Consider the following 26,159-nt stretch of genomic DNA (forward strand, 5'->3'; position numbering starts at 1 on the left):
TTGTTAAGTGCTTGTTAAGTGCTATTCAATCTTTGTTTTTTAACTCCTCAATTTCCATTACTAATTTTTCAATTAGTAATATTTTTTCTCTTAACCCTTTATCAAAAACTATAATAGGAGTAATAATATTTGATTTATACTTATTTATATCTGGTGTAAATTCATGTTCAGAAATCATACTTTTTAACATATCAAAGAGTCTTTCTTCACCTACATTTGATTTTTCAAAAGCGTATAGGAAGTTTGAAATATCTGTTGTTTTGATCAAACCTAGCAATTCAATTAAATGTGTATAAACCAGCTTTTCATCAATAAATATAGGGTTTTGCGTTAGCTCTCTTAACTCCTTAGTTAGTTCTATTTCAATTTCATAAAACCATTTGAATTTTTCTTTTTTAAAATCACCACGAAGAAGAGAGTAGGATGGTTCAAAAAGTGAGATTAGGCTCGAAAACTTATACGATTCTGATATCTTTTTTAAGCTTGTAAACTGCCTTTCTGAATTTGTGGTTTCATCTATTATTGTTAGATACTCCTCTAAAATGGAGTAAGTATAATCCCAAATTGATAGTAGCTTTTGGTTGTTTCTTTCTTTTTCAAATCCTTCTTCTCTAGCCTTCTGTTTTTGTCCCATCTCAATCGTAAATCTATGCCATAAGCTATTCAGGAATAAACCTATAAGTAATATTCCCAATATAGATTCAACATTAACAATAAATTTTGCAAGACTGCTAGTAGGGTAAATATCACCGTAACCAAGCGTTGTTATAGTAACAACGCTAAAATAAATATAATCGTATCCACTAATTGTTTTATTAAAACTACTTAGAGGGAATAACGAATATCCTAGTGCGAAGAATAATATTATTATTACATAAAATACTAACCATACCCATGGATTGGACTTATCAAACTTCATTCAAGTGAATCCCTAATTTTATTAATAATGTACTACTACAATATGCGCAGGCACTTAACGCCACGTTAAGCGGCAAAAAATTGTTGGCTAAAATGGTGAACGGAGTGAAACAGCCAACTGTTTTTTGTCCGTTTGAACGCCTTGTTAGCCGGATATTTCTTCTACCTGCACTAAGACACCACTATGATCATTAACATCATAAGAGATACCTGCGCCTATATTAAAGTCTTTAACATATGACTCTAAATCTTCAGATTGAGACTCAAATAAAATAAACCTAAATGATTTTTTTATATCAGCTTCTTGGTCGAGTGTTTTAACATTTATATGAAACTGATAATCTCCTGGCTTCCAGATGAACTTATTTTTGAACATTTGGGTAAATGGTTCAATAAATTGGTCTGTAACTTTTACGTTGGTTTTATCACCATCTTTTAATGGCTCTCTTAATCTTATAATTTCTTCTCTCAAAGCTTTCTCAGAAGCTTTAAATGACTTCTCTTCTTCTCTGTCAAAATAATTCAACAAGTTAACCCTATTTGACCACTCATCATTTGGAGCAAGTGAGAAATTTGTAAATAAAACGCTTTGATTGTTCAATGCATCAGGTAGGTAATTTTGTGCAATTAATGTATCTAAAAACTTACCATCTCTTTCTATATCAATACTAATTTCTTTAATTCTAGTATTACGACCACCAATGTTTCTTAAAATGAGATGTGTTTGAATATTAGGGTTTCCAACTTTGTGTGTTATATGAACTCTTGAATAGAGTTCAAGATCCAACTTGGCTTTTTTAAACCAAAGTCTAATCGGTGGGAGTTGAGACAAAATCAAAGCAACAAAAGCAACTAAGAACGACCAAAATTTCCAATCCATTTAAAACTCCTTACTCACTTTGAAATACTCCGAACCCGAGATACGGCTAACAGTGTATTTTACGGAATTCCGTATAATACATAAAAAGCACTAGCGTAAAATGATTGAACATTAAATTATTGTTTAATAACAATGAACTACACCATATTTAGCATTGGGGTTGTATTCCCTCTTATTTGGATATACGGAATACTGTGATTTATACAGGTCCGTGTAAACAATGACCAACCTATAAATGATATATAAATCATATTCTTAAATTCCCATGCGTTGACAAAGAAAGTCAATCTAGGTCTGTTAAAGTTACTAATATTCATTTAATAGCATTCATAAGCAAATGAGTCATAATTACTCCATTCTTAATCCGCGCGGAAAATTAGCTATTTATATAGTAGAATGTCTCAATCCGCCAAACCAGTTCACCCTAGTCACTAACAACTAATAAAATAAAAAATAAGCGAAAATACTAATCTGATATTAAAGCAGACCAGAGAAAGCGGGCTGTCCTGTTAATTATTAACAAGGACAGTATGCGGCTGATTTTATTGGCATTTAATGTTATAGCAAGGAAAAACAAGACATATTTTATAACTAACTGTGCCTGGAGTGAAAAACAAACAATTTATAGACTATAAATCCCCCCTATTCAGCCTACTTCAATATAATTCAAATGCTTACACTCCCTTACACTGTGTATCTACCAACTATAAACAAACATTGAACATATCTAATTTAAGCCCTACCATGCATAACACTGTATATAAAAACAGTTATCATTGTTTTATAATATTAAATACATTGATTTACGCGTTATAAGGAAATACACCATGTCTATTCGCAATCTCAAAGACGGCCACAAGAAACCTTGGCTTTGTGAGTGTTATCCGCAAGGTAGTAAAGGCAAGCGCATTCGCAAACGCTTTGCGACCAAAGGCGAAGCAACAGCGTTCGAGCGCTACACAATGAACGAGATTGACGATAAGCCCTGGTTAGGCGGCAAAGAAGATAATAGACGTTTATCAGTGTTGCTTGATCTGTGGTGGAAACTACACGCTAAAAACTTAAAAAGCGGTGCTAATGCATTTCGCCGACTACAAATCATTTGTGAGCAATTAAACGATCCCGTCGCATCAAAATTAACCGCCAGAGACTTTGCACATTACCGAGCAAACCGAGTAACAATGGGTGTACATAATGGCCTTACTGGGGCTGAACTGGCTATATCTTCACATAACTATGATTTGTTGTGGATGAAAGCAGTGTTTAATGAACTAGCTCGATTAAATGAATGGAATCAACCTAACCCACTTGCAGACATGAAGATGTTAAAAACAGCAGAACGCGAGCTAAGCTACCTTACTCAGGAACAGATAACACAGCTATTAGCAGATGTTCAAAGCAGTCCCATTGCTATACAAATGACACAAATCATTAAAATTTGCCTCGCAACTGGCGCTCGAATAACAGAAGCAATAGACCTAAAAGGCGCTCAGGTAACAAAGCACAAAATTACCTTTATCAATACCAAGGGTAAAAGGAATAGGACTGTGCCTATTTCAGAGGATTTATATAATGAGATATACCAGGACACAGCAGGCAGGTTATTTACGTGTGGCTATGGCGTATTGTATAAATGGCTAAGCCGGTGTATTTCAGGTTTACCAAAAGGGCAAGCAACTCATATTTTAAGACATACTTTCGCGAGTTATTTTATGATGAACGGGGGCAATATTTTAGTATTACAGAAGATACTTGGTCATGTAGATATAAAACAAACAATGGCATATTCCCACTTTGCCCCATCACATTTACAAGACGCCGTTTTGTTTAATCCGCTTGCCTGCAGGGGGAAATAAAGTGGCGGTAAAATGGCGATGAACAATACAACCATGTATGTGTATACAGTAGTATTCAATCATACACCATATAAACATACATTAGAGGCCACTCACGCCAACAAAACGTAAGACTTTGATTTAAATGGCGTAAATACTAGTAATCAAGCCAACTCTAGGTCTATCCAAGTGTAGTGCCCTTCACTGTTTATATTACCGGTTTTAATATCAATGGCGTTGGAAAATAACGGACTATCAAATACGAAGGTATGAAATTCACCGTTCTCACCACAAGGATCGATACCTTCTGGTAGGCTAGCGATAAACGCTTCATCAAAGACTTTACCCACATAATCGGCAGATAAACGACGTGGGTCAACACAGGTAACAATCGCTTTCTGTCCACCCGCTAACATATCGCTTGCAAGTTGTTGGGTATCGAGCTCCCACAACGGGAAAATCGCTTCAATACCTGTATCGACTAGATTATTAACACGATAGTTTTTAATGTCCGCTAAAAACAGATCGCCATAAGCAAAGTTAACGACGTCACGCTGTTTGGCTTTTTCAACAAACGCATCCATTATCGCTTCGTATTCAATATTGCTACACGGATAAGGAATTTCGATAATATCCAAAGGTAAGTTCATTGCCGCAGCCTGACGCTGTAACAACTCAATACGTACAGAGTGAACCGCGGTACGTTGATATTGCGCATTGACTGAGCAAAAGATGCCTACGATCTCAATAGATGGATCGTTAGCCAATTGCAAACACGTCCATGCTGCGTCTTTGCCAGTACTCCAAGATACTAACGTTTTTTGTTTTTTCATATACTTCAACTATCTAAGAGCCAATAAATAATCGCACTCTACGCTTATCTATAAGCACAATGACGACAACCATTACCACAACAGCGAGCACGTTTTAAGTGATACCACTCACTAAAAACATAACGGCCATCTTCAATGGTAAAATCGATGTTCTCAACTAACTCTGTTTGATGACGATATGGTTCAGCCAGTGCAAGACGCGCTTTTGGTGAACCTGCCGCATTAAGCTGTTTAATGATCTCGACGCCGATGGCCTTGGCTAAGCATGCTTTACACAAACAATCACTCAAGGTACCTAATGGCATTATAGCTGGTAAATCTTGACACCAACAACCACCCTGCTCAATTGCCGAGACAACGCCACAACCAAATTCCGCTTGGCATTCTGAACATTGCTTAGCCACAGGAACGGGCATTGGGTCTACATTCTCTTCGATGTTAACAACTGCTTCATCAACGACTGATTTCGTCATACTTTCAATTTCCAAGTTATTCATTCTCACTTTCGTTTGCGTACTGCTGTTGCCATGCTTCGATAATCTCAACAAGTTGATCTAAACCGTCGGTTAAGGCAGCTGGACCAGGTTGTAATATATTTGCCGATTTGACTTCAAATAATTGCATGTTTTTAACTGCACTGATCTTGTCCCACCCTGCTCGGGCAGCAACATGCTCAGGCTTAAATTTACGGCCACACCACGAACCAATGATGATGTCAGGATCCGCATCGACCACAATAGTCGGATCAGCAATAATACGATTCTTCGCTAATGACTCTTTAGCAAGGTCGGGAAAACATTCGTCACCACCTGCGATCTCAATCAGTTCTGAAACCCATTGGATACCCGACATTAATGGATCGTTCCACAACTCAAAATAGACTTTAGGACGCTTGCAGTACTTAGTCGCATTGAGTTTAATACGCTCAATCTTACTTTCTATCTCTTGTAACCAGATCGCAGCCTTATCACTCGCACCAACCAGACTTGCTAACATCATGATCATATTGAATACTTCTTCAACCGAACGCTGATTAAAGATATGAACAGCAATGCCCTGCTTGATTAATTCACTGGCGATATCAGCTTGAATATCAGAAAATCCGAGAACAAGGTCAGGTTTTAAATCGAGGATCTTATCTATCTTTGCAGAAGTAAATGCAGATACTTTCGGATGCGCTTGTCGCGCTTGCGGCGGACGAACAGTAAAACCTGAAATACCTGCGATACGCGCTTCTTCGCCCAGTATATACAGCATTTCCGTCGTTTCTTCTGTCAAACAGACAATCCGTTTCGGATAGTAATCCTTCATTTTATTTAATCCGCAATTTAATTCGATTTACGAAAGTATATCTTGTTTATAGGAAACTGAATACCCAGTATTATAAGGTTATACCACCTTATAATACTGGGTATTTTTAATTGCAGAGTAACGTTATAGACCCATTACATAACCAAATGCGATGAAGCTAGCAACCACAGCCATAATTGGTAATTTCAATGTGCGGAGCGCAAAGAAACCAACAATAACCGCGGCCATATCAACCGGACCAACAATCGCAGAGGTAAATACGGGCTGGTATAACGCTGACATCAGTAGGCCAACGACCGCCGCATTAATACCCCATACTGCACCCGCAACTTTAGGTTTAGCCGCGAGCGACTCCCATGCACCATGGAAACCCAGTACTAACAAGAAACCCGGTAAGAAGATAGCAACCGTCGCAATTAACGCGCCCATCAATGGTGAGTTAACTAACAAATCAGCGCCTAAGAATGCAGATAACGAGAACATAGGACCCGGTACTGCTTGCGCAGCTGCATAACCTAATAGGAAGCGATCTGTATCAATCGCATCACCTAACGCTTGTTGCAGCATAGGTAATACCACATGACCGCCACCAAATACTAAACTACCCGATTGGTAGAAGTCAGCAAAGACAGTTAACCATGCAGGTGAATTCGTTAATAACGGTAAACCCGCAAACAACACAGCAAAGATCACGAGTGGTAAATAATTAACACCACCTTTAGTGGCGGGCACTGGTGTTGCTTCGTTTGGTTTCTTAAGCTGCATACCAATCACCGCAGCTGCGATAAGCACCAGCATTTGCGTTAATAGACTCGGCACCATCAGTAATACCGCCGCCGTTGCCACACAGATTGTGACCGTACTGCGCTCTTTACAGAAACCTTTGTACATATTTAACGTCGCATCTGCCACAACGACAACCGCTAATAATTTCAGTCCGTGGGTCATACTCACTAACCATGCTGCATCTTGTGTCGCATTGGTTGTTGCTAGAATATAAAGCAATAGAACCGAAGGGAATGTGAATGCTATGAACGCGGTAAAGCCACCGATAACACCTGCACGACGTAAACCAATTGCAAAACCTATCTGACTTGAACCTGGGCCAGGTAAAAACTGACTTAACGAAATTAATCTTGCATAGCTTTCGCTATCTATCCATTTTAATTTTTGAACGAATGTTTTCTCGAAATAACCGATATGTGCAGCTGGGCCACCAAAACTGATCCACCCCAATGTAAAAAACTGCCAAAATACTTCCAAAACTTGCTTCATTACTTTGCCTTTATATAGCTGATATGCGAAACCAATTTCGCCTCATTATTATATTTCAGTTTTATTACAGATATATGACAAAATTGAGGTTTGCAGCAAGTTATATAAAGCTTACTTTAAGTGTAAGAGATAGCGATTTTAACTGGGAATATAGCGGCTTTCACCTGGATAAACTTCATAGTTTAACGCCATGTTTGCCACGATTTCAGCAGGGACATTATGGTTACTCGTAAATGCGCCACAACAGTGAATGATATGTGGTTCGATATTATAGCGGGTAGCAATGTCCAATAACGCAGTTAACTCCCAACGTTTAATCGTGGTGTTGCTGACAATAACGGATTGACCTTTGCTTAAAGCATTACGTATATTTTTCTGGCAATATTGATGAGCAAACTTAACCTTACTTCCATCGTAACAATATTCGCCTTGTCTATTGATAAAATAATGATCCGCTTCACAGTGAACAGCATCAGGGATTAATTGAAGATAGCGCTGAGCTAGCGTTGATTTACCCGAACCAGGAATACCGCGAATAATTATCATGCAAGGACTAGACAGTGTGGATAATTCAAGTAACAACGACATAACACTCAAGATGATAGATAGTGAGAATAGAATAAGCGATTATAAATAATCTGGTCAATACAAATCAATTAATAATAATTAGTCAACCAGACGATAAAAAATACAACTGGCAATACAATAAAACGTGACGAGCATAACAAATAGATTAGTGGAAATTAATAGCGCTGACTATAAAAAAACAATGAATAAAGCAACAAAAATGTGACTAATATTGCAAGTATGTTAATTCCCACACCTTGATTAGCTGTCTATTTAAATCTGTATTTAAATTTATCAAAACAACACAACCATCACGTAAACCACTAATTTAATTAACTAAAGAAAAATAAATTATAAAGGGAATAATTTATTTAATCCATTTATAACCAACGAATATCACGATTGTAAATTGCGCCAGCTCACATAATACGTGACAACCTGTTAACACTTAAGTATTAATGAACTAAGCTACCATCTAATTAATAATACTGGTCAGACCTAATATTCATAATAAATGGATGACAATGGCCACCTTTAAACTAAGTCATTTATTTAAGAAGTATAAAATAGTTAATTGGAATCAGTAGATTACAAGGATAGTAATGCAAACATCTAATATTATAATAGAATTTGTTCCGCAGACAAATCCCCATTTAGCTCATTCTCTAAGTGCATCATCATTATATTTAAAATTCGGAGTTATTAATGAAAAATAAGAAAATTCTTGCTCTTGCTATAGCAAGCACACTTGGATTAACAGCCTGCGGTGATGATTCAACAGACCTCCGTATGGATGACACAATTACAAATTCACTTAACCGTCAATCAAGTATCGCATTCGATTTAATTTCTTCGAAAAAAGTAATATCCACACCAACTTATCTCGCAATGGACGCGAAAAATGGCACTTTGTTTGAAACAGTAGCCGGAGCGAGTACAGATCGGAAAGATCCAAAACTTGCAATGGGTGATACAGATGGTTGGAGTCCAACTCAACCTTTCGTTATTGAGCTTGATTTACCGACAGGCGTAACGCTAACAACAGATTCAACACTGCTTCACGCCGCAGTGAAAATCGCAAAAGTAGACGTATCAAGAGCAAAAGTGATAAGTAATCCTGTTGCCTTAACGGCCGGTGTTGACTATACAGTTATCTCAACGGGTACTTCACTAGCGGTCTTACCACTAAACGGTAGCTTAGAGCACGGCAGTGACTATATCTATGCTATTACCGATGCTTTGATTGATAGTTCTGGTCAAAAACTGGGTATATCGAATAGCTACGCGGCTTTAAAAAACAAACAGATTGATCAAACTGGCGGCGCCTTAGAAATACCACAAAAGATTGTTTGGCAAGTAGAAGGCTTAATGGATAAGTCTGGCATCGCCGATTATGAAAACATTATTTATTCAAGCTGGTTTACGACTTCATCGGCAGGTGAATCGCTTTACTTTACCAAGGTTGCAACCGCAAAAGCCCTTTCAGCAATAAAGCAAGGCAGTACTGCAGGTGCTGTTTGGAAAGGTAGTGCTAATCCCAAAGGATTAGACCTAACAGGACTATATTCTCTACAGATGTCCGCTTCTGCAGCAGTAACAATTGGCGCTAATTTATCATACCGTAAAGGTACGGTAAAACTACCTTCATTTCTTGAGCGTGAGACAGATGCAAAGAAATGGTATACGACACCTTGGCAAAGTGGCATGCCAAGTCTTGCTATTATTTCAAGTGTATTAAACTCAGGGTCAGATAAAGAAAAACAAGAACTTAAAACCCAGTTAGAGGACGATGCTGGTATCAATATCGAAGAGCTTTTTAAAGAAGATTCATTGGAGCCACTTAAGCTGATTGGTCAGAAATTCACAATTGACGGTGAACAACTTGACTCGGAACGACTTATAACTAAATACAGTCCATTACCGCAAGTTAAAGCTGTTGAAGATGTAAGTTTCATATTGATCACTCCAAATTCTGCTACTTCAGCAGCAAAGGTACCAGTAGTCATATATCAGCATGGTATTACTTCTGTTAAAGAGAATATACTAGCATCTTTGAAGTTAACAGGAAGTTTAAATAAAATTGTAAATGAAAACTACGCAGTACTTGCTATTGATTTACCATTACACGGCGACAGGGCATTAGCTGGTGGGGCCATTATTGCGGATGAAGACAATGCAGGCGTATTCATGAACTTTGGTTATCTACCTGTTGGCCGCGATAATTTGCGCCAAGCCGTTGTCGACCTCATTGGTTTACGTGGTGGTCTGAATCTGATTCCAGCAACACCAGGTTCAGAATTAGATGTCCTCGATACATCTAAGGTTAGTTTTTTTGGCCACTCTCTTGGAGCTATGACAGGTATAAGTTTACAAGCAACAATCGATCGTCAAATGCCATCAGGTAATGAGTTATTTGCAATAGACAAATCCGCATATGCGAACCCGGGCAGCGGTGTACCTTATCTATTGCTTAATTCTGAAGAGTTTGGTGGTACGGTTAAGCATGGGTTAATGAAAGCAGCAAACCCTATATATGCCGCACACGCTGATAATTGCACTCTTGCCAGTTATTCTGATACCGTATGCTTCAATGCATTTTATAACAGCGATGACTTACCAGCTAAAGATAAAGCGGCAATTGATGCCACATTCCAAAGCTTTGCTGTTGCAGCTCAAACGGTTCTAGAAACAGCAGACCCATTTTCGCTTGCTCGTAAAATTTCTGATACAACACCAGTTTACTTAGCACAAGTTAATGGTGATACAGTTATTCCAAATAGCACAGCACAAGCCGATTCATCACCTTATTCTACTATAGGTGGTACTGAACCATTAATGTCGCAACTTAAACTTAAAAATGTTTATACATTTACAGATACAACGAAGAAAGCGGCATTATTGCTTGCTGGTGAACATAGTTCTGTGATTCTAGATTATACAGCTGATCCAGTAGATGCAGATCATCCTAATGCTGATACAAAAACTACCAATGAACTGCAGAGCCATATCGCTAGCTTCCTAGCCGGTGATGGCAGTACTATCGGCAATATTGATAACAGTTTACTTGATCCTAAATCAGTTCCTTAACGACTGATTAAGCCAATAATCAAACAATAGACTGAGCAATTGCTCATAACAAACGAAGGTTTAGTGATAAACCTTCGTTTTTTTATTTAAATTCCACTGAACTATTCCAATCATTTGGTAACCAATACATAATCTACTCAGTAATATGTATTTTTAATTACATCTAATAAAATCAACCCAACCAATAAGTGACATCATGAATATTAAATTAGTTTCAGGCGTAGTTATCGCCGGACTTGCGGCAAGTTATGCTGGCGGTAAGTTTTATATGACAGACCAAGTAGAAAAAAAACTTGATGCGAAGATCATCGAAATGCAGCCTATGATTGATGTTAAATATGGCGATCTAAGTGTCGAACCTATCACCCAGAAAATTCAATTACATAACGTAGTACTAAGCCCTGTTGATGGCAGCGCAACCCCTGTCACTATTAATGAAATAACCATTAATAAGTTTGATGTAGAATCAGAATTCCCTGCCGCGTTAGACATAGCCTTAGACGGGATTTCAATTAGCATTGATGATATAGAACCACAAACAGCAGAACAGCTTAAAGAGCTTGGTTATACAGATGATATGTTAATCAGCCTATCGACAAAATACACTTACGTTAATGACGTAATGGATTTAGAGCTTGGTCTAAGTGCACAAGACATGGGTAAAATGGAATACTCGCTTAACTTAGCTAACTTCCAATTTGATCCGAAACAGCCAATTAGCCTATTATTCTCGTACCCGAACTATCAGCTAAACACTGCCGAGTTTACTTACACAGACCAATCATTTGTTGAACGCCTGCTTAAACAAGAAGCCCAAACGTCAGACATCAGTGTTGAAGAATTAAAACAGCGTGTATCAGACAAGATAAATACCATGCTGGCGGCAGATCTTGAAAACAAAAATAATGAGCTGAGCGATGCAGAGATAAAGCTTGCGAAAAATGCGGCGACAACGTTTGTTAAATTTATTAATGACCCGAAAAGTATCACTATTTCTGTGAACCCAGAACAAGCCGTCACTTTAGGTGAGATCACACAGACAAAAAATGATCCTGCTAAATTAATTTCATTACTGAATATGGCATTCAAAGCATAGTAACCGCCATTAACAACGACGAACAACAAATAAGGTCAGCTATTTTAGCTATGGCTGACTTTATTACCATTAAATACCTGTCGTACAAATAGAATCTGCTTCAAAATCAAAATCTTCTTTTACTAAGTCATTCGCACATAGTTGCTCTCGGACTTGACTCAAGCCATTACGAATAATTTGTCGTACACGTTCACGGGAAATATCCATTAGCTGTGCAATAGCTTCTAAGCTCATTGGGTCCTGCCCTTTAAAACCAAAGCGTAAACGAATAATGTTTTGACTACGTACCGGCAGGTATTCTAATAATGCGTCCATATATTCATAATAATCACATTTTTCATAACGAATATCAGGCTGACAATTCACTTCAGCAGCAACCAAATCTTTTAGACTAGCCAATAAATTATCACCACTGCGGATCTCTTTATCTAAAGATCCTTCATTAAAATAGTGACCTAATATCTTCAGTACTTTACGAGGTGATATTTTGAGTTCTTGGGATATTTTAGTAATACCTTCGTTGGTATCAAGATCAAGGCCAAGTTCAGATGAAGCTTTCAGTATCTGTTTATAAACGCGTGTAACATGAATGGGGATACGAATGGTTCGAGAATGGTTCATAATATACTGTTCGATATTGTTTCTTATCCACCACACTGCATAAGTTGAAAACCGACAACCTCGCTCTGGATCGAACTTATCTACCGCATGCATTAAGCCCGTATTACCCTCTTGAATTATCTCATCCCAATCAAGTGAATAGCTTTTATATTTCTTCGCCACCATAAGAACCAACCTCAAATTTGATTGGATCATCGTATCCCGAGCAGATTTATCCCCGCGGGCTGCAGCAACGGCTGTGTCGTATTCTTCCTGTTTAGACAGTAGCTGACTAAATTTTTGTAATTCATCAAAATACGCATCAAGTGCGTGACTAGTCATGTTATTCATTAATCATCCCTGTTTATGGTTCATTACCATAATAACATAACAAGGTGACACGTAGTCTTGTTTTGTTAGGGTTAATATCGCCAAATATAAATTTAAAACAGCAAGTTATCCTGGCAGGGGCATGCTTAAATAAATAATATTGAACGTTTATTTTGAGCTAATCACACAATACTTCACTATTAGGGCGGTATGTCATTTCACCTAAACGCTGTACTTCTTGTTGAATACTACTCGGGTTATTCGCTAACGTGAGAGACAATATGTCTTGTGCCCAGTCAGGTATATTGGGGTTGATTTTATAATGTACCCATTGGCCCTGTCGTCTGTCAATGACCAGTTTTTTCTGACGTAACAGGGCTAAATGACGTGATACCTTTGGTTGGCTTTGCCCTAATGCATGTGTTAATTCACACACACATAATTCATTTTCTTTCAGTATTAACAATAGACTTTTCAATCTAGTATCATCTGCTAAGCACTTGTAAAACTGGAGTAAATCCATAATTAAATTCATTTTTGATGGTTCATGCCGCCACTCTATATAAACCTTGTTTAGCTGTCAAACGGTTCTAACCTGGGCGGCCATCCTGTCGCGCTTTAAACAACATTGGCGCGTAATGATAAGCAAACAACCCAAATGCAATTAACCAAAATACAATGCTCAAATTGATAAAGATAATATAATACTGCATCCAAAAAATAGGGCCTATTACACGTATTATGACAGCCATAAAAATACTGAAAAATGCCACGAACATCGCTTTGGGCTGTTGCAACATACGCCCTGTATGACCCAGTGAAACACGAGATATCATCGCCAAAATTAGTCCGCCCATACCGCCAATTGTAATGAAATGCCATAAATGACTAACAATCGGTACATTAATAAAGTAACTCATGCCGACGGTAAATAGTCCCGCCCAGATAAAAAATAACGAGCCGTGGATAGACCACAGCAGCGGCACACCCAAGGTAATCCAAGGCTTCCAACGACACCAGCGAATGGCTTGGCAACATGCAGCGAGAATAAACAATATGCCAAATACAGCCTTCGGTGCAGAAAATAAAGGCTGAATTAATAGCAGTAAAGTAATAACGCCTAAACTGCCTGTTGCTAATTTTTCCAACCAAGGAAGTGGTAATACTTTTGCTGTTTTAGTCCCGTTGGCAGTAAACATAGGTACAACACGACCAGCCATCACCGACATTAAAAATACCATTAGCATTACGGATGCATAAGCAGTTTGGTGAACTGTCATGTTCGCTAAACCTAATTTAGCCAAATGCATTTCAATATTTGCCACAGTAAATAAAACTAATAAAGGCACAAAAAATAAATTTCGGTACTGTTTTATTTTTAACAAAGGTTTGGCTAAAACATAAGCAACTACGGGCAGAAAACTTAAATCAATCAACATGATAACGTGATCATTTAATAGCGAGGGTAAAAACAAAGCAATGCGCCCTGCCAGCCAAAGCATAAATAAACCAAGTAAGGGTAACCCCGAAATACCACGAACCCCAGTCCAATTCTGGATCGCGGTTAACAAGAAACCAGCAACTATGGCACAGCCAAAACCGAATAACATTTCATGTATATGCCACCACAAGCCGCCACCGTAAGGCTGAAAGGTAATATAACCAGATAACATTGCGCCCCATAGCAGCAATGCAACCATACTAAACAAAGCGCCTGCTAAGAAGAAAGGACGAAAGCCAAGACGTAACACAGGGAGGATTTTTTGTTCCGCCGCCAAGTCTGTAATTTGCATTGATTTAACCTTTTAAATAGTAATTGAGATTGAGTATATGTGGTAATAAAAGGTCTGTAATTGACAAAAGGCAAATACCCAACTTATTTAGTCAAGTATTTGCCTTTTTATTGATGATCTGAGATTTGGTCTAGCTCAACATCGTTTTAGTTAACAACATTGCTTAGTTAATAACAGTGACCGCAAGTTCGCACTCGTCATTCCAACGATAGTAAACATCGCAGTTTGATTGTCCCAGTCGAGGCCGTTCACTAATTGTTTTCGATATCTTACCTTTCGCTATCCAAAGTGCCAGCATCGCATCGATACCGTCTTCACTAATTCCAAAGGTTTTGGCTAGCTCAGTTCTGTTGGTTTTACCGTTAACAACAAGATGATCTTTCAGACGTGTTAAAATCATATTTGCCCTGTTCCTCTTGTAGTTGGAGTTTATTACCTTGCTTTTTCAGTAGTGCAATCACAACGCACATCAACACACTGAAGAAGCCTATCCAGCCCATACTTGATGCAGGGTGTGCTGAGAATTCAACAATTTGGTAATACATAGTGGCAACAAAATAACCTAAGAACATAGTCCAGCCAGCAATGAATACAGCAAATGGACGACCAAATTCACGCACATAAGCGCCCATTGCCGCAGCGCAAGGTGTGTATAAAAGAATAAATAATAAGAATGCAAAAGCAGCAGCGTCAGAGCTGAAGCTCTCTTTCAAGTTACCAAATATTGTCACATCCACTTCTTGATCGTCAGCAACCGCATTCATATCCGTTAAATCACCCACATCAACACCCAATGGATCTGAATAACTTAAATTCGCCAAATTCGCAGGGATTGATAATACCGCTTTTTGTAAACTGGCTAATAAATCAAACTCAGCATTATCTTTCTCTGCACTTGAATACAAGCTATTTAACGTGCCGATAACCGCTTCTTTGGCAAAAATACCCGTAATAATACCCACGGTTGCTTGCCAGTTATCTGCTTTAATACCAATAGGTGCAAGTAACGGCGTTGCGACTTGTGCAACTTTCGATAATACTGAACTTTCAGTTTCTTCATTACCAAAGCTGCCATCTGTACCCAATGAATTAAAGAAACTAAGAAATGCGACAACCAACACGATCGTTTTACCCGCACCAAACACAAAACGTTTTAGTTTTTGCCAAGTGATGATAAGCATATTCTGCATTGTCGGTAATTCGTAATCCGGCATTTCCATGATAAAGCTATCACTGCGGCCTGGATACAAACTCCAGCGTAATATGAGCCCAGTAAATACCGCAACTAAAATGCCAATAATGTATAATGCAAAGACAATATTTTGGCCATGCTCAGGGAAGAATGCCGCCGAGAATAATGCATACACAGGTAATCGTGCGCCACATGACATAAACGGTGCCATGGCCGCCGCTAAACGACGCTCACGCTCGTGCTCGAGTGTACGTGTTGCCATAATGGCAGGTACGTTACAGCCAAAACCCAATACTAACGGAACAAATGCTTTACCTGGGAGGCCAATTCGTTGCATTACTTTATCAAGTACAAATGCAGCACGCGCCATATAACCCGAGCTTTCAAGTAACGATAAGAATAAATACAAACAACCTATCACGGGAATAAAAGTGGCAACAGTTTGAATACCACCGCCAATACCATTCGCGATAATAGTAACAAGCCAAACAGGCAATAATCCATCTAATAAATAGTGTCCGCCATCAACAAGTACGCTGCCAAAGCTAATTTCAAAGAAATCAATGAATGCACCACCAATATTGATAGAGAACATAAACATTAAGTACATCACAGCAAAAAAGAATGGAATACCAATGTATTTATTCAACACAACTTGGTCGACTTTATCACTGAATGAACGGCTCAATTTACCTTCCTGACGACGCACCTTATTACAAAGTTGGTGTAAAAACGTATATCGAACGTTGGCAATATGGAAATCTGTTTCAATTGACTCTGCGACTTTATTCTTAACGTCAGCAATCATCATCAAGGCATCAAGACTAATAAGATCGACAATTAACGCATCATTTTCGAGCGCACGAATAGCGAGTGAACGTGGGGCGGCATCGTGCTCGAAAAAATAAATCTCTAGTTCACTAATCGCCGCTTCTATTTCTGTTCCGTAATCCATCGCAAGCGGGACTGTGACCACACCTTTTTGTACGATTGAATGTAAGTCTTGTTTAAAACTACTCACTTCATTTTTGGCATTTGCAGAGAGCGCGAGAACTGGACAACCAAGGGCTTGTTCTAATTTTTTAACGTCTAACACTTGGCGTTGACGCGCTAATACGTCCATCTTGTTTAATACCACGACCATTGGACGACCTAACTCGCGCAATTGTAGTGTCATGTATAAACTGCGCTCTAAGCACGAAGCATCGACAACATTAATAATGAGGTCTGCCGTATGATCTAACGCTGCTTTCGACGCGATCATTTCATCGACACTATTCACTTCATTACTGCTATCCAAGGCATAAATACCCGGTAAATCGGTTAATAAGAACTCATCACCCGCATGGCCATAGCGTCCAGTTTTCTTATCAACAGTCACACCAGCCCAGTTACCAACACGTTGATTCGCCCCCGTTAGCGCATTAAATAGCGTTGTTTTACCGCTATTTGGATTACCAATAGTTAAGATTTGATACAACATTAAGCGACCTCTACTTCAATCTGTTGTGCTAACTTTTTCCGGATCGCAACCGAGACTCCACGCACCGATATTTGTAACGGGTCCCCCATTGGCGCACGACGAATTAATGTCACTTGGGTATTAGGTAGCACACCCATTACCATTAACTTCTTTCGCGTGTCAGCAGGTAAGCCTGACATATCGGTAATTTTAGCGACAACACCATCGTTTAATAGCGCTAACTTCATATTTTCACCTAATTCTAATGATAACTATTATTATTCATATTTTACGCTTGCAGTATAAATAACTATTGATATGAATCAATACGCTATAAACGAAATGGCCAAAACAGCAAATAAAATAACACTAAAGTAGTATTCCTATATAACAACAGGGTTTATAGAAGGTTTTTTATGTAGTAAATGAATATATGCAGCTCAACATATTGAATAATATATGAGCTGCACAAATCTGTAATTAAGAACGATTAAGCATTTTCACCGATGAAGCCACCTGTTTGATGCGCCCAGAGCTGTGCATAAATACCTTGTTTCGCTAAGAGCTCTTTGTGTGAGCCTTGCTCTACAACACGGCCTTCATCTAAAATGATCAAGCGATCCATCGCTGCAATTGTTGATAAACGGTGCGCAATTGCAATCACAGTTTTACCATCCATCAGTTCATTTAAGCTATCTTGAATTGCGGATTCAACTTCAGAATCTAACGCTGACGTTGCTTCGTCTAACACCAAAATCGGCGCATCTTTTAATAACACGCGAGAAATAGCAATACGCTGACGTTGACCACCCGATAATTTAACCCCCCGCTCTCCAACTTGTGCGTCATAACCCTTATTACCAAATGTATCCGTTAAGGTACTAATAAACTCATCTGCACATGCTTGTTTTGTTGCTTGGAGCAATTGCGCTTCACTCGCATCCGGATCGCCATACATAATGTTATCGCGAATAGTACGATGTAGTAAGGAGGTATCCTGTGTCACCATGCCAATCTGACCGCGTAAACTGTCTTGCTGGATATCACTGATATTTTGCCCATCAATTTTAATCGCACCCGATTCCACATCATGAAAGCGCATTAACAAGTTAACCAAGGTCGACTTACCCGCGCCAGAACGTCCTACTAGACCAACCTTTTCACCCGGCTTAATTTTGAGGTTTAAGTTATCAATCACGCCAGCTGACTCACCGTAATGGAAACTAATGTTATCAAACTCTATTTCACCCGCAGAAACAGTTAGCGGTTTAGCATTTGGCTTATCTTCAATATCGATCGGCTTGGCTAAGGTATTCATGCCATCGATCACCGTGCCCATATTTTCAAACAGACCACCAATTTCCCACATGATCCATTTGGACATACTGTTAAGGCGTAACGCTAAACTGATTGCGACAGCAATGACACCCACACTTAAACTGGCGTCTAACCACAGCATGATCGAAATAGCGGCAACGCCAAAGAGTAATAAATAATTTAATAACTCGACGCAAAAGGTGAACCCCGTAACCAAACGCATCTGTTTATGCACCGTCACAAGAAATCCGTCCATACCTTCTTCGGCATACACCATCTCACGAGAGTTATGTGAGAACAATTTAACCGTGGTGATATTAGTATAACTGTCGACTAATCGCCCAGTCATCATTGAGCGTGCATTAGCTTGCTCTGTCGAGATCTGTTTAAGCTTCGGCACAAAATACAATTGAATAGCGACAAAACCAATAAACCACGCCAGCATAGGCAGCATGAGTCGTATGTCAGCCTGGCCAATCATGACGAGCATTGCAATGAAATACACCGAGATATAGACCAATACATCCAGTAGTTTCATCACGGTTTCACGTACAGACAAGGCTGTTTGCATCACTTTTGTGGCAATACGACCGGCAAAATCACTTTGGAAAAAAGATACACTTTGACGTAATAAATAACGGTGTGCTAACCAACGAATAGACATAGGGTAATTACCCAGTAATGTCTGGTGCATGATTAATGAATGTAATAACACCAACAATGGCATCACCACTAGTATCAATACGCTTAGGCCAATGAGGTTAGTGCTTTCATCAGTTAAGAAATTCTGTGGCTCATGATTTGATAACCAATCCACCAGTTGCCCCATAAAACCAAATAACGACACTTCTAAAATAGCAATCATCGCACTTAATACTGCCATCGCTAATAAAGGTGATTCAAAACCACGGGTATAATAACGGCAAAACGCCACAATATCTTGCGGCGGTTGTTCTGGTTGATGCTTGGGAAAAGCCGAGGACCATTTTTCAAAAAACTTAAACATAAAGGATCATTATCTGAGCAAATAAAAGACTCCCCTATGGTACTACGTAATTGATAAAGTTCGTAGTCCGCACAAGGTTATCAACCAATCAACAGCAGAAATTAGCACTATTAAAACCAGAATATGAAAGTGTAAATATTACTTTACGACATTATTTACAACTTTTACACTAATTATATTGCATTACCCCATACAAAATAAGTAAACTCGCTACACCTTAATGATTTATGGATATTTAAGGTACATACTGTAAACAAATGTTTACAAATCTTCAATTGCAATCCGTAATGGAATGTTTTATGACTGTTAATAAGGTTTTATAACTGTGAGTAAGATAGTAGGAAGTACCCTTATTGTTGCTGGCACCGCGCTTGGTGGCGGTATGTTAGCTTTACCCCTTGCATCAGCTGGTTTAGGTTTCTATACAGCAGCCTTTTTGATTATCGCCAACTGGGCATTAATGACGTATACAGCGTTGCTGATGTTAGAAATACATCAGCATGCCGAACAAGATGCGACACTTAACTCGCTTGCAAAGAGTTTACTGGGTAAACCCGGTCAATATCTCGCAACATTTGCTTCTTTCTTCTTATTCTATGCCCTTTGTGCCGCGTATATTGCCGGTGGCGGTTCGCAGTTAACCAACAAAATAAACGATTTATTGAGTTTAGAGTTAACCCCACAATTTGGTGCAGTGCTACTAACAATCATTGTCGCGACAGTGGTGTCGATTGGTACGCACTCGGTTGATATCGTGAATCGTGTATTGTTTAGCGTAAAAATTATCGTCTTAGCACTCACGCTCAGTCTGTTATTCCCACACGTGCAGTCGATTAATCTATTAGAAATGCCTGTACAACAAGGGTTATTGTTATCGGCTTTACCCGTGATTTTCACTTCGTTTGGTTTCCACGGCAGTATTCCGTCGATCGTACGTTATGTGGGTATTGATATTAAAACACTGAAGAAAGTGATGGTCTGCGGTGCATCTGCGCCACTTGTTATCTACCTACTATGGCAAGTTGCAACGCAGGGTGTGTTAAGCCAAACAGATCTAATGGCTAATAACTCGCTAACTAACTTTATTGCATCGCTCAGCACTGTGTTACAACAGCCGCAAGTCAGTCAGTCTGTCTCTGTGTTTGCAGATCTTGCTTTAGCAACTTCGTTCTTAGGTGTCAGTTTAGGTTTGTTTGATTTGTTATCAGGTATGATGAAGCGCGCGAATACGAGTATTAATAGCGACGATAGAACTAACGCAAACGGTAAATCACACCGTGTAAAAACAGCACTGGTGACATTTGTTCCACCGCTGGCTTTCGCACTGTTTTATCCACAAGGTTTCATTACAGCACTCGGTTACGCAGCTATTGCATTGGTTATCCTTGCAATCTTCTTACCGGTCGCTATGGTTTCTAAACAACGTAAAGCAGATGCAAGTGGCTATAGAGTTATCGGTGGCAACGTAACGCTCGTGCTTGCAAGCTTAATGGGCTGTTTGATCATTGCATCGCAGTTTTTACAAATGGCTAAAATGATACCAGCCGTTGGTTAACTTTGTTAACGCAAGTAATATTAAACAGCCCAGCAAAGATGCCACTTATTCATCATTGTTGGGCTGTTTTGTAATTAAAATTTATCATGTAGTCGTACCAACATCCCTGTGCTTTACGAATAATCCAATACAGTATTCAGATATATTTGGAAGCCGAAATCCAAACTCATTAAGGTTGAATCTATAATAGCGGCTCAACAAGAGTTTCTCTTTTTTGTGTATACCATCCCCTTGGGAGTTCGATTTTCAGACTAAAACTGAAGATGAATAAACTGTTCGCCCTATTTAACTAACTATATTTAGAGTATTTACACTGCTTGTGTATGATTCACGATATTTTAATTATTTTAGAGACGCTATACCATGAAAGTAAAACTGGCCGCATTAATTTTTGCACCTTTGTTCATCGCACCTTCATTTGCATCTGAAAATGTAAATGTGACGATTCTTGGTACTTCCGATCTGCATGGACGCTTTATCCCTTGGGATTACTCAACAGATAAACCGAATCCAAAAGGAAGTCTTAGTCAAATTGCGTCCAAAGTGAAAGAGATCCGCAACACCGAAAAAAACGTTATTTTAGTCGATGCCGGTGATGCGATCCAAGGTAACGGGATAGAAACGTTTAAGCATGAGCCAGTTAATCCTATGATGTTAGGCTTTAATGCATTGCGTTATGATGCTTGGGTATTAGGGAATCATGAATTTGATTTTGGTTTAGATGCGCTTAACAATGCATTTAACACTTTCAATGATACACCGCTTGCGGGTAATATTTTTCATGATGATAAGCGTCGTTTTCTTCCTGCCTATAAAATAGTAGAACGTGATGGTATCAAAGTCGGCATTATTGGTATGGATACGCCAATGGTTGAACACTTTGCAAAAGGCAGCGATAGAATTAATGGGATTCATTTCACCAACCCAAGTCTTGAAGTCAAAAAAGTGATTGCTAAAATTAAAGACAAAGTCGATGCCCTTGTGTTGGTGGCGCATATGGGTATAGACAACGAAAATAATATCGCAGATACCAGTGTTGGTGATATTGCGAGAGCGAATCCGGAACTCGACGCGATCGTAGCTGGTCACATGCATGTAAAAATAGATAAAGTCGTTATTAATGGCGTTATCATTACCGAACCCTATAAATATGGTCGAGCGTTATCACGTATTGATCTGTCATTTACGCGACAAGATGATGGCAAAGTCAGCTTAATTAACAAGAATAGTTTTACTTATAATATGAACAATCAAGTATCAGATAAACAACTTGAAACTATTTTCAGTCCTTATCATCAGAAATTACGTGAGAATGCAAATCGTGTTATTGGTACATTAAGTGGCGAAACATTAACACCCAAAAATAGAATAAACGGTATACCAGAAACACAATTACACGATACCGGATTAACCAGCTTATTTCAGGATGTTGGTTTTCATTTTGCACCACAAGCGAATGTAATTGCTATTCACCTAGACAATATGAATCCTAAAATGGATCTCGGTGCGATCACAGCAAAAGATATTGCCTATAACTATGAATATGCAGGCGGTGAATATACTGTTTATGCAATGACAGGCCAAGATCTTAAGAAATATATGGAATGGTCTGCAGGATATTTTAACCAGACACATGATGGTGATTTAACTTTCAGCTTTGATGAAAAACGTCGTTCATCGAAATACAGCACGCATGATATGTTTGGCGGTGTTACTTATAAAATTGATCTTCGCCAGCCTGCTGGAAAGCGAATTGTTGAATTAGCAATGAATGGTAAACCTGTTACAGATAAAACGGTCATCCACATTGGTATGAACGCTTATCGTATGGGCCACTTAACGAAAAAGGGAGGTGCATTAGAAGGACGTAAATTTACTATTTTATCTGACTCTAAAGCAGAATATGGCGAAGAAGCTGGCACAATTAGAAACCTAACTATCCGCTATATCTCTGAGGTTAAAAAGGGCAAAATTATTGGTAAAGCAGAAAATGACTGGTCTGTGATTGGGCTTACTGGCCATCGTGCTGAGCGCGAAATCGCTCGTAAGCAAGTTAATGAAGGTAAACTAGCATTACCAACCACACCTGATGGTCGCTATACCAATGTTAAATCTCTTAGAATAGATGACTTAAAATAACGATATAAGAAGCCCAGCTAAGATGTCGTTTATTCATCATAGCTGGGGTGATTTGTAACTAACGTTAATTTTCACTTTATAAAGACGGATATTCCAAATGAAATCGATTAAATCCCTTGTAGCCACGACTTTATTGTCGGTACTTCTCACTGCATGTGGTGGTGGTGGTGATAAAACCACTCCGACAGAACCAACGACACCAATAAAACCTATAACCCCAGCGAAAGAAAAACAGTTCACGCTAAATAGAACGCTTTCAGGACTATATGGGCCTAGTGATAATGCTCTTTTACCCTCACTTGCCAACGTCACAAGTCAGAATAACCCAGACGCTAAGAGCGTCAAAGATAACATCCAAAAAGTCCTCAATGTGGTAGATAATACTGCTGAAACCATAATTGAAGTTTACGCTATAGTTGCATTTGGCGAGTTTAAACTATACCCGACACTTAAATCTCAAGTTCTACGCTTTAATAGTGGAGCCGAAAGTTCGGGACACAATCTTCGTGACATTAACGGCATGGTAGAGGAACTGAAAGACTATAAATATACCCATGACTCAAAGCTAAATTGGGTTCACCCTAAACTCGGTAATATAAGTGCGAAACTTATAGCGACAACGACATTAAAATATATGGTGACGGTTCTTGCGGACAACTATTATATTAGCGACCATAATATAGGAAAAGTTGAAATTAAATTAGCCGTCACAAAACAGGATGAATTTATAGTTAAACTTAAAACTGTTAATGAAAGTGGCGGATTTGATGGACGATATAGATATACATTCAGAAATAATAGAGAAAGAATGCTGGCTTATTATAATGACAATGACTATGAAAATTCATTTTATACTAAGCATGACTATAATAGTCAAGTAGTAGAAGTTGGTCGGTTAACGAAGTCCAGTACAAGCGACATAGTTTACAAAGCTTCATACGATGTGAGTAATAACACTCTTATTCGTGATTAATGTAACCAATCGTTAATAAAAAGCGCTATATTCAATAGCGCTTTTTATAGCTTAAATTCAAATAATGATTAACCGTAAAAACTTATTACTTCCAAGTTAAACGCGCTATCTTTTTCTCAACATCAACCCAGACATCAACAAACTCAAATTCCCTTTCATAAACAAAACCAGTCTGCTTAGGTCCTGTTAACGGTTGGCCAAGAGGACGATTAAGTTGTGGAATATAATCACTATTCCAAATAGCTTGGACTTTTACATCTGCACTCACTCCTAGCTGATAACTAAAGAATGAATTTTCACCTGCAGCAATTAAAAATACGGCTAGCGGGAAATCTACATGTTTTGCTAAGTATGCTTTTTTCTCTGCTAAACTATTCGGGATAGGCTCGTCTGTAACAGGCGAACTCTGAAGCATAATAACTTTTCCTTTTGATGATGCTTCTCTCATTAATTGGATACTGAGTGAGATGGCATCTGCACTGTTCATTTTTGGTGATGTACCTTTCATTGGTATCGTCCACCTTTCCAAGTATGAACCATCCTGGTATTTCATGTGGCTACGGCTACTATTGTTCGTTTCAGCTCTTAATGTATTACCAATAAATAACTTATCACCTGGTAAGTTTTTTGCAACATCATCAACCAGTAATGCGAAATCAGTATTAGGCTTGCCATCAATAAATAAAGGATTGTTCAAATCTTCTTTTGGTGTTTTAGCTATTGCATCAATAAATAAGCCATCAATTTGAGGTTGACTCACTGTATCTAATACACTTTGTGCCCACCATGTTCTCATCTCTGGAGATGAAAAGTCATGCCAATAGTAACGATCTTTAAACATAAAAATTGATTCTACGTTATCATTATCAGTTACTTTTGTACTCCAATCCCATTTATTATCTTCGAATACCTGATCAAAACTATAACCGGTATAATGAACCCTCGCATTAAAATAAAATAGCGTTGTTAAATTTTGATTAATCTGCTTCAATCGCGTCGCCGCATCTAATATGCCGGCATCAACAGTCTTTAATCCTTGCTTATTACTTTTTTCAAGCATGACAATGTCGTAATTACTAATAGACAAAATCTCTTCATTAGTAAATGACGTTGCTTTTCTTACTGCTAACCAGCGTGGTATATGATCCCAAGAAAATGATGGATAATGTGTCGATTCACGATCTTGCTCAGGATATGCTTTACTGAATGTAGAGCCAGATGGATATGAAGAATAATCAGATAAATTAGAGTCGGTCATATCTTCATTTCGAGCACTAATTGTTAATTTAAAATTTATATTATGAATTGAAAAATCTTTTTTAATTGATGAGCTTCCCGCGCCAGTGATTGTTGCTAATTTAGAATCAAGTTTAATCGTTTTTCGTGGTTTTCTAAACTCACCACTGACTAAATTACTCCCTGTTCCAATTATATATTTATGTTCATAACCTGCATCAGGTTCAATCAACTTAGCCGTTATGAATCTATTATCATTTACATAATAATCATTTAAAGATAATTTAGTGTTTATAATAGAAAATTGTAGTGATTCTTGGTTTTTAATAGCATGGTTACCCACACTCCAATTATTATTAATATCATTAACTATTGAGTGTTCTCCTAGTTCTACAAAAGAATCACGATCAGTCTCAGTGTAAGCTACTGTGGAATCCATAAATGCTTGGACTTTGACCGTAAGATCTAGGGTGTCATTGATATCATCATAATTAAAATCATAGCCATCATATTCAATATGGTAAAACCATTCATTATTTACGACTTCTTTCGTGCACGTTAACGCAGTATCAGAAAGATCAATTCGATTGTTATCTATGTTAAATACTAAATCACCATTTTTTTGTTCATGCGTACATGCTTTTGGTTTGAAACGTTCAAAATAAATATCCGTACTCGAATATACGATGTTAGGAAAACTAATAAAAACTAACAATAGATATATTTTTTTTCTCATAAATTCAATTTCACTTAA

21 protein-coding genes are annotated in these 26,159 nt (G+C 38.3%); 6 read left to right on the forward strand and 15 right to left on the reverse strand.

The window, feature by feature from the left end; translation table 11 throughout:
- Nucleotides 1-25 precede the first annotated feature (25 nt).
- Both HWV01_RS13150 and HWV01_RS13155 read right to left on the reverse strand, forming a co-directional pair.
- Nucleotides 26-919 carry a potassium channel family protein gene (locus HWV01_RS13150; RefSeq protein WP_211671984.1) on the reverse strand — a complete coding sequence of 298 codons (894 nt, stop codon included), beginning with the start codon at nucleotides 917-919 and terminating at the stop codon, nucleotides 26-28.
- A 144-nt stretch (nucleotides 920-1,063) separates the two neighbouring features.
- Nucleotides 1,064-1,798, reverse strand: a complete 735-nt coding sequence (locus HWV01_RS13155) for a hypothetical protein (protein WP_211671985.1) — start codon at nucleotides 1,796-1,798, stop codon at nucleotides 1,064-1,066.
- Between the two features lie 827 nt (nucleotides 1,799-2,625).
- Between HWV01_RS13155 and HWV01_RS13160 the strand changes: the two genes are divergently transcribed.
- Entirely contained in the window at nucleotides 2,626-3,654 is a 1,029-nt protein-coding gene (locus HWV01_RS13160; protein ID WP_211671986.1) for a tyrosine-type recombinase/integrase, read from the forward strand.
- 143 nt (nucleotides 3,655-3,797) lie between these two features.
- On the opposite strand, the gene HWV01_RS13165 is transcribed toward HWV01_RS13160, so the two are convergent.
- From HWV01_RS13165 to HWV01_RS13185, 5 genes are all read right to left on the reverse strand, one after another.
- On the reverse strand, nucleotides 3,798-4,466 hold the full coding sequence (locus tag HWV01_RS13165; protein ID WP_211671987.1) for an ATP-binding protein: 669 nt from the start codon (nucleotides 4,464-4,466) through the stop codon (nucleotides 3,798-3,800).
- Nucleotides 4,467-4,510: 44 nt separating this feature from the next.
- On the reverse strand, nucleotides 4,511-4,939 hold the full coding sequence (locus HWV01_RS13170) for a DUF5522 domain-containing protein (protein ID WP_249185300.1): 429 nt from the start codon (nucleotides 4,937-4,939) through the stop codon (nucleotides 4,511-4,513).
- A gap of 16 nt (nucleotides 4,940-4,955) precedes the next feature.
- Nucleotides 4,956-5,777 (reverse strand): cobalamin-binding protein, encoded by an 822-nt coding sequence (locus HWV01_RS13175; protein WP_211671989.1) that lies wholly within the window; start codon nucleotides 5,775-5,777, stop codon nucleotides 4,956-4,958.
- 123 nt (nucleotides 5,778-5,900) lie between these two features.
- Nucleotides 5,901-7,052 carry a chromate efflux transporter gene (gene chrA, locus HWV01_RS13180; protein WP_211671990.1) on the reverse strand — a complete coding sequence of 384 codons (1,152 nt, stop codon included), beginning with the start codon at nucleotides 7,050-7,052 and terminating at the stop codon, nucleotides 5,901-5,903.
- A gap of 138 nt (nucleotides 7,053-7,190) precedes the next feature.
- Nucleotides 7,191-7,640 carry an AAA family ATPase gene (locus tag HWV01_RS13185; protein WP_211671991.1) on the reverse strand — a complete coding sequence of 150 codons (450 nt, stop codon included), beginning with the start codon at nucleotides 7,638-7,640 and terminating at the stop codon, nucleotides 7,191-7,193.
- A 684-nt stretch (nucleotides 7,641-8,324) separates the two neighbouring features.
- Between HWV01_RS13185 and HWV01_RS13190 the strand changes: the two genes are divergently transcribed.
- Together HWV01_RS13190 and HWV01_RS13195 are read left to right on the forward strand one after the other, a co-directional pair.
- Nucleotides 8,325-10,706: a VolA/Pla-1 family phospholipase gene (locus HWV01_RS13190; RefSeq protein WP_211671992.1), complete on the forward strand. Its 2,382-nt coding sequence runs from the start codon at nucleotides 8,325-8,327 to the stop codon at nucleotides 10,704-10,706.
- Between the two features lie 196 nt (nucleotides 10,707-10,902).
- The gene (locus HWV01_RS13195) at nucleotides 10,903-11,802 is read left to right on the forward strand and encodes a hypothetical protein (RefSeq protein ID WP_211671993.1); all 900 of its coding nucleotides are present in this window, start codon (nucleotides 10,903-10,905) and stop codon (nucleotides 11,800-11,802) included.
- Between the two features lie 69 nt (nucleotides 11,803-11,871).
- On the opposite strand, the gene HWV01_RS13200 is transcribed toward HWV01_RS13195, so the two are convergent.
- The 7 genes from HWV01_RS13200 to HWV01_RS13230 form a co-directional block, all read right to left on the reverse strand.
- Nucleotides 11,872-12,753, reverse strand: coding sequence for an RNA polymerase sigma factor RpoD/SigA (locus tag HWV01_RS13200; protein ID WP_211671994.1), 882 nt, complete (start codon nucleotides 12,751-12,753; stop codon nucleotides 11,872-11,874).
- Between the two features lie 157 nt (nucleotides 12,754-12,910).
- Nucleotides 12,911-13,255, reverse strand: coding sequence for a metalloregulator ArsR/SmtB family transcription factor (locus tag HWV01_RS13205; RefSeq protein WP_211671995.1), 345 nt, complete (start codon nucleotides 13,253-13,255; stop codon nucleotides 12,911-12,913).
- A 67-nt stretch (nucleotides 13,256-13,322) separates the two neighbouring features.
- The gene (locus HWV01_RS13210; RefSeq protein WP_211671996.1) at nucleotides 13,323-14,525 is read right to left on the reverse strand and encodes an NnrS family protein; all 1,203 of its coding nucleotides are present in this window, start codon (nucleotides 14,523-14,525) and stop codon (nucleotides 13,323-13,325) included.
- Nucleotides 14,526-14,688: 163 nt separating this feature from the next.
- Nucleotides 14,689-14,925: a FeoC-like transcriptional regulator gene (locus tag HWV01_RS13215; protein WP_211671997.1), complete on the reverse strand. Its 237-nt coding sequence runs from the start codon at nucleotides 14,923-14,925 to the stop codon at nucleotides 14,689-14,691.
- The gene (gene feoB, locus HWV01_RS13220) at nucleotides 14,888-17,200 is read right to left on the reverse strand and encodes a Fe(2+) transporter permease subunit FeoB (protein WP_211671998.1); all 2,313 of its coding nucleotides are present in this window, start codon (nucleotides 17,198-17,200) and stop codon (nucleotides 14,888-14,890) included. Before feoB ends, HWV01_RS13215 begins: the two co-directional genes overlap by 38 nt.
- Nucleotides 17,200-17,427, reverse strand: coding sequence for a FeoA family protein (locus HWV01_RS13225; RefSeq protein WP_211671999.1), 228 nt, complete (start codon nucleotides 17,425-17,427; stop codon nucleotides 17,200-17,202). Before HWV01_RS13225 ends, feoB begins: the two co-directional genes overlap by 1 nt.
- A gap of 242 nt (nucleotides 17,428-17,669) precedes the next feature.
- The gene (locus HWV01_RS13230) at nucleotides 17,670-19,502 is read right to left on the reverse strand and encodes an ABC transporter ATP-binding protein (RefSeq protein WP_211672000.1); all 1,833 of its coding nucleotides are present in this window, start codon (nucleotides 19,500-19,502) and stop codon (nucleotides 17,670-17,672) included.
- Between the two features lie 319 nt (nucleotides 19,503-19,821).
- Between HWV01_RS13230 and HWV01_RS13235 the strand changes: the two genes are divergently transcribed.
- The 3 genes from HWV01_RS13235 (at nucleotide 19,822) to HWV01_RS13245 (ending at nucleotide 24,169) form a co-directional block, all read left to right on the forward strand.
- Nucleotides 19,822-21,057, forward strand: coding sequence for an aromatic amino acid transport family protein (locus HWV01_RS13235; RefSeq protein ID WP_211675849.1), 1,236 nt, complete (start codon nucleotides 19,822-19,824; stop codon nucleotides 21,055-21,057).
- 363 nt (nucleotides 21,058-21,420) lie between these two features.
- A complete protein-coding gene (locus tag HWV01_RS13240; protein WP_211672001.1) occupies nucleotides 21,421-23,196 on the forward strand; it encodes a bifunctional UDP-sugar hydrolase/5'-nucleotidase in 1,776 nt (591 codons plus the stop codon).
- A 97-nt stretch (nucleotides 23,197-23,293) separates the two neighbouring features.
- Nucleotides 23,294-24,169, forward strand: a complete 876-nt coding sequence (locus HWV01_RS13245) for a hypothetical protein (RefSeq protein WP_211672002.1) — start codon at nucleotides 23,294-23,296, stop codon at nucleotides 24,167-24,169.
- Nucleotides 24,170-24,254: 85 nt separating this feature from the next.
- On the opposite strand, the gene HWV01_RS13250 is transcribed toward HWV01_RS13245, so the two are convergent.
- Nucleotides 24,255-26,141, reverse strand: a complete 1,887-nt coding sequence (locus tag HWV01_RS13250; RefSeq protein WP_211672003.1) for a putative glycoside hydrolase — start codon at nucleotides 26,139-26,141, stop codon at nucleotides 24,255-24,257.
- Between the last annotated feature and the right edge of the window lie 18 nt (nucleotides 26,142-26,159).

The organism is Moritella sp. 5 (genome assembly GCF_018219455.1).
In the GTDB taxonomy this organism is placed as follows: domain Bacteria; phylum Pseudomonadota; class Gammaproteobacteria; order Enterobacterales; family Moritellaceae; genus Moritella.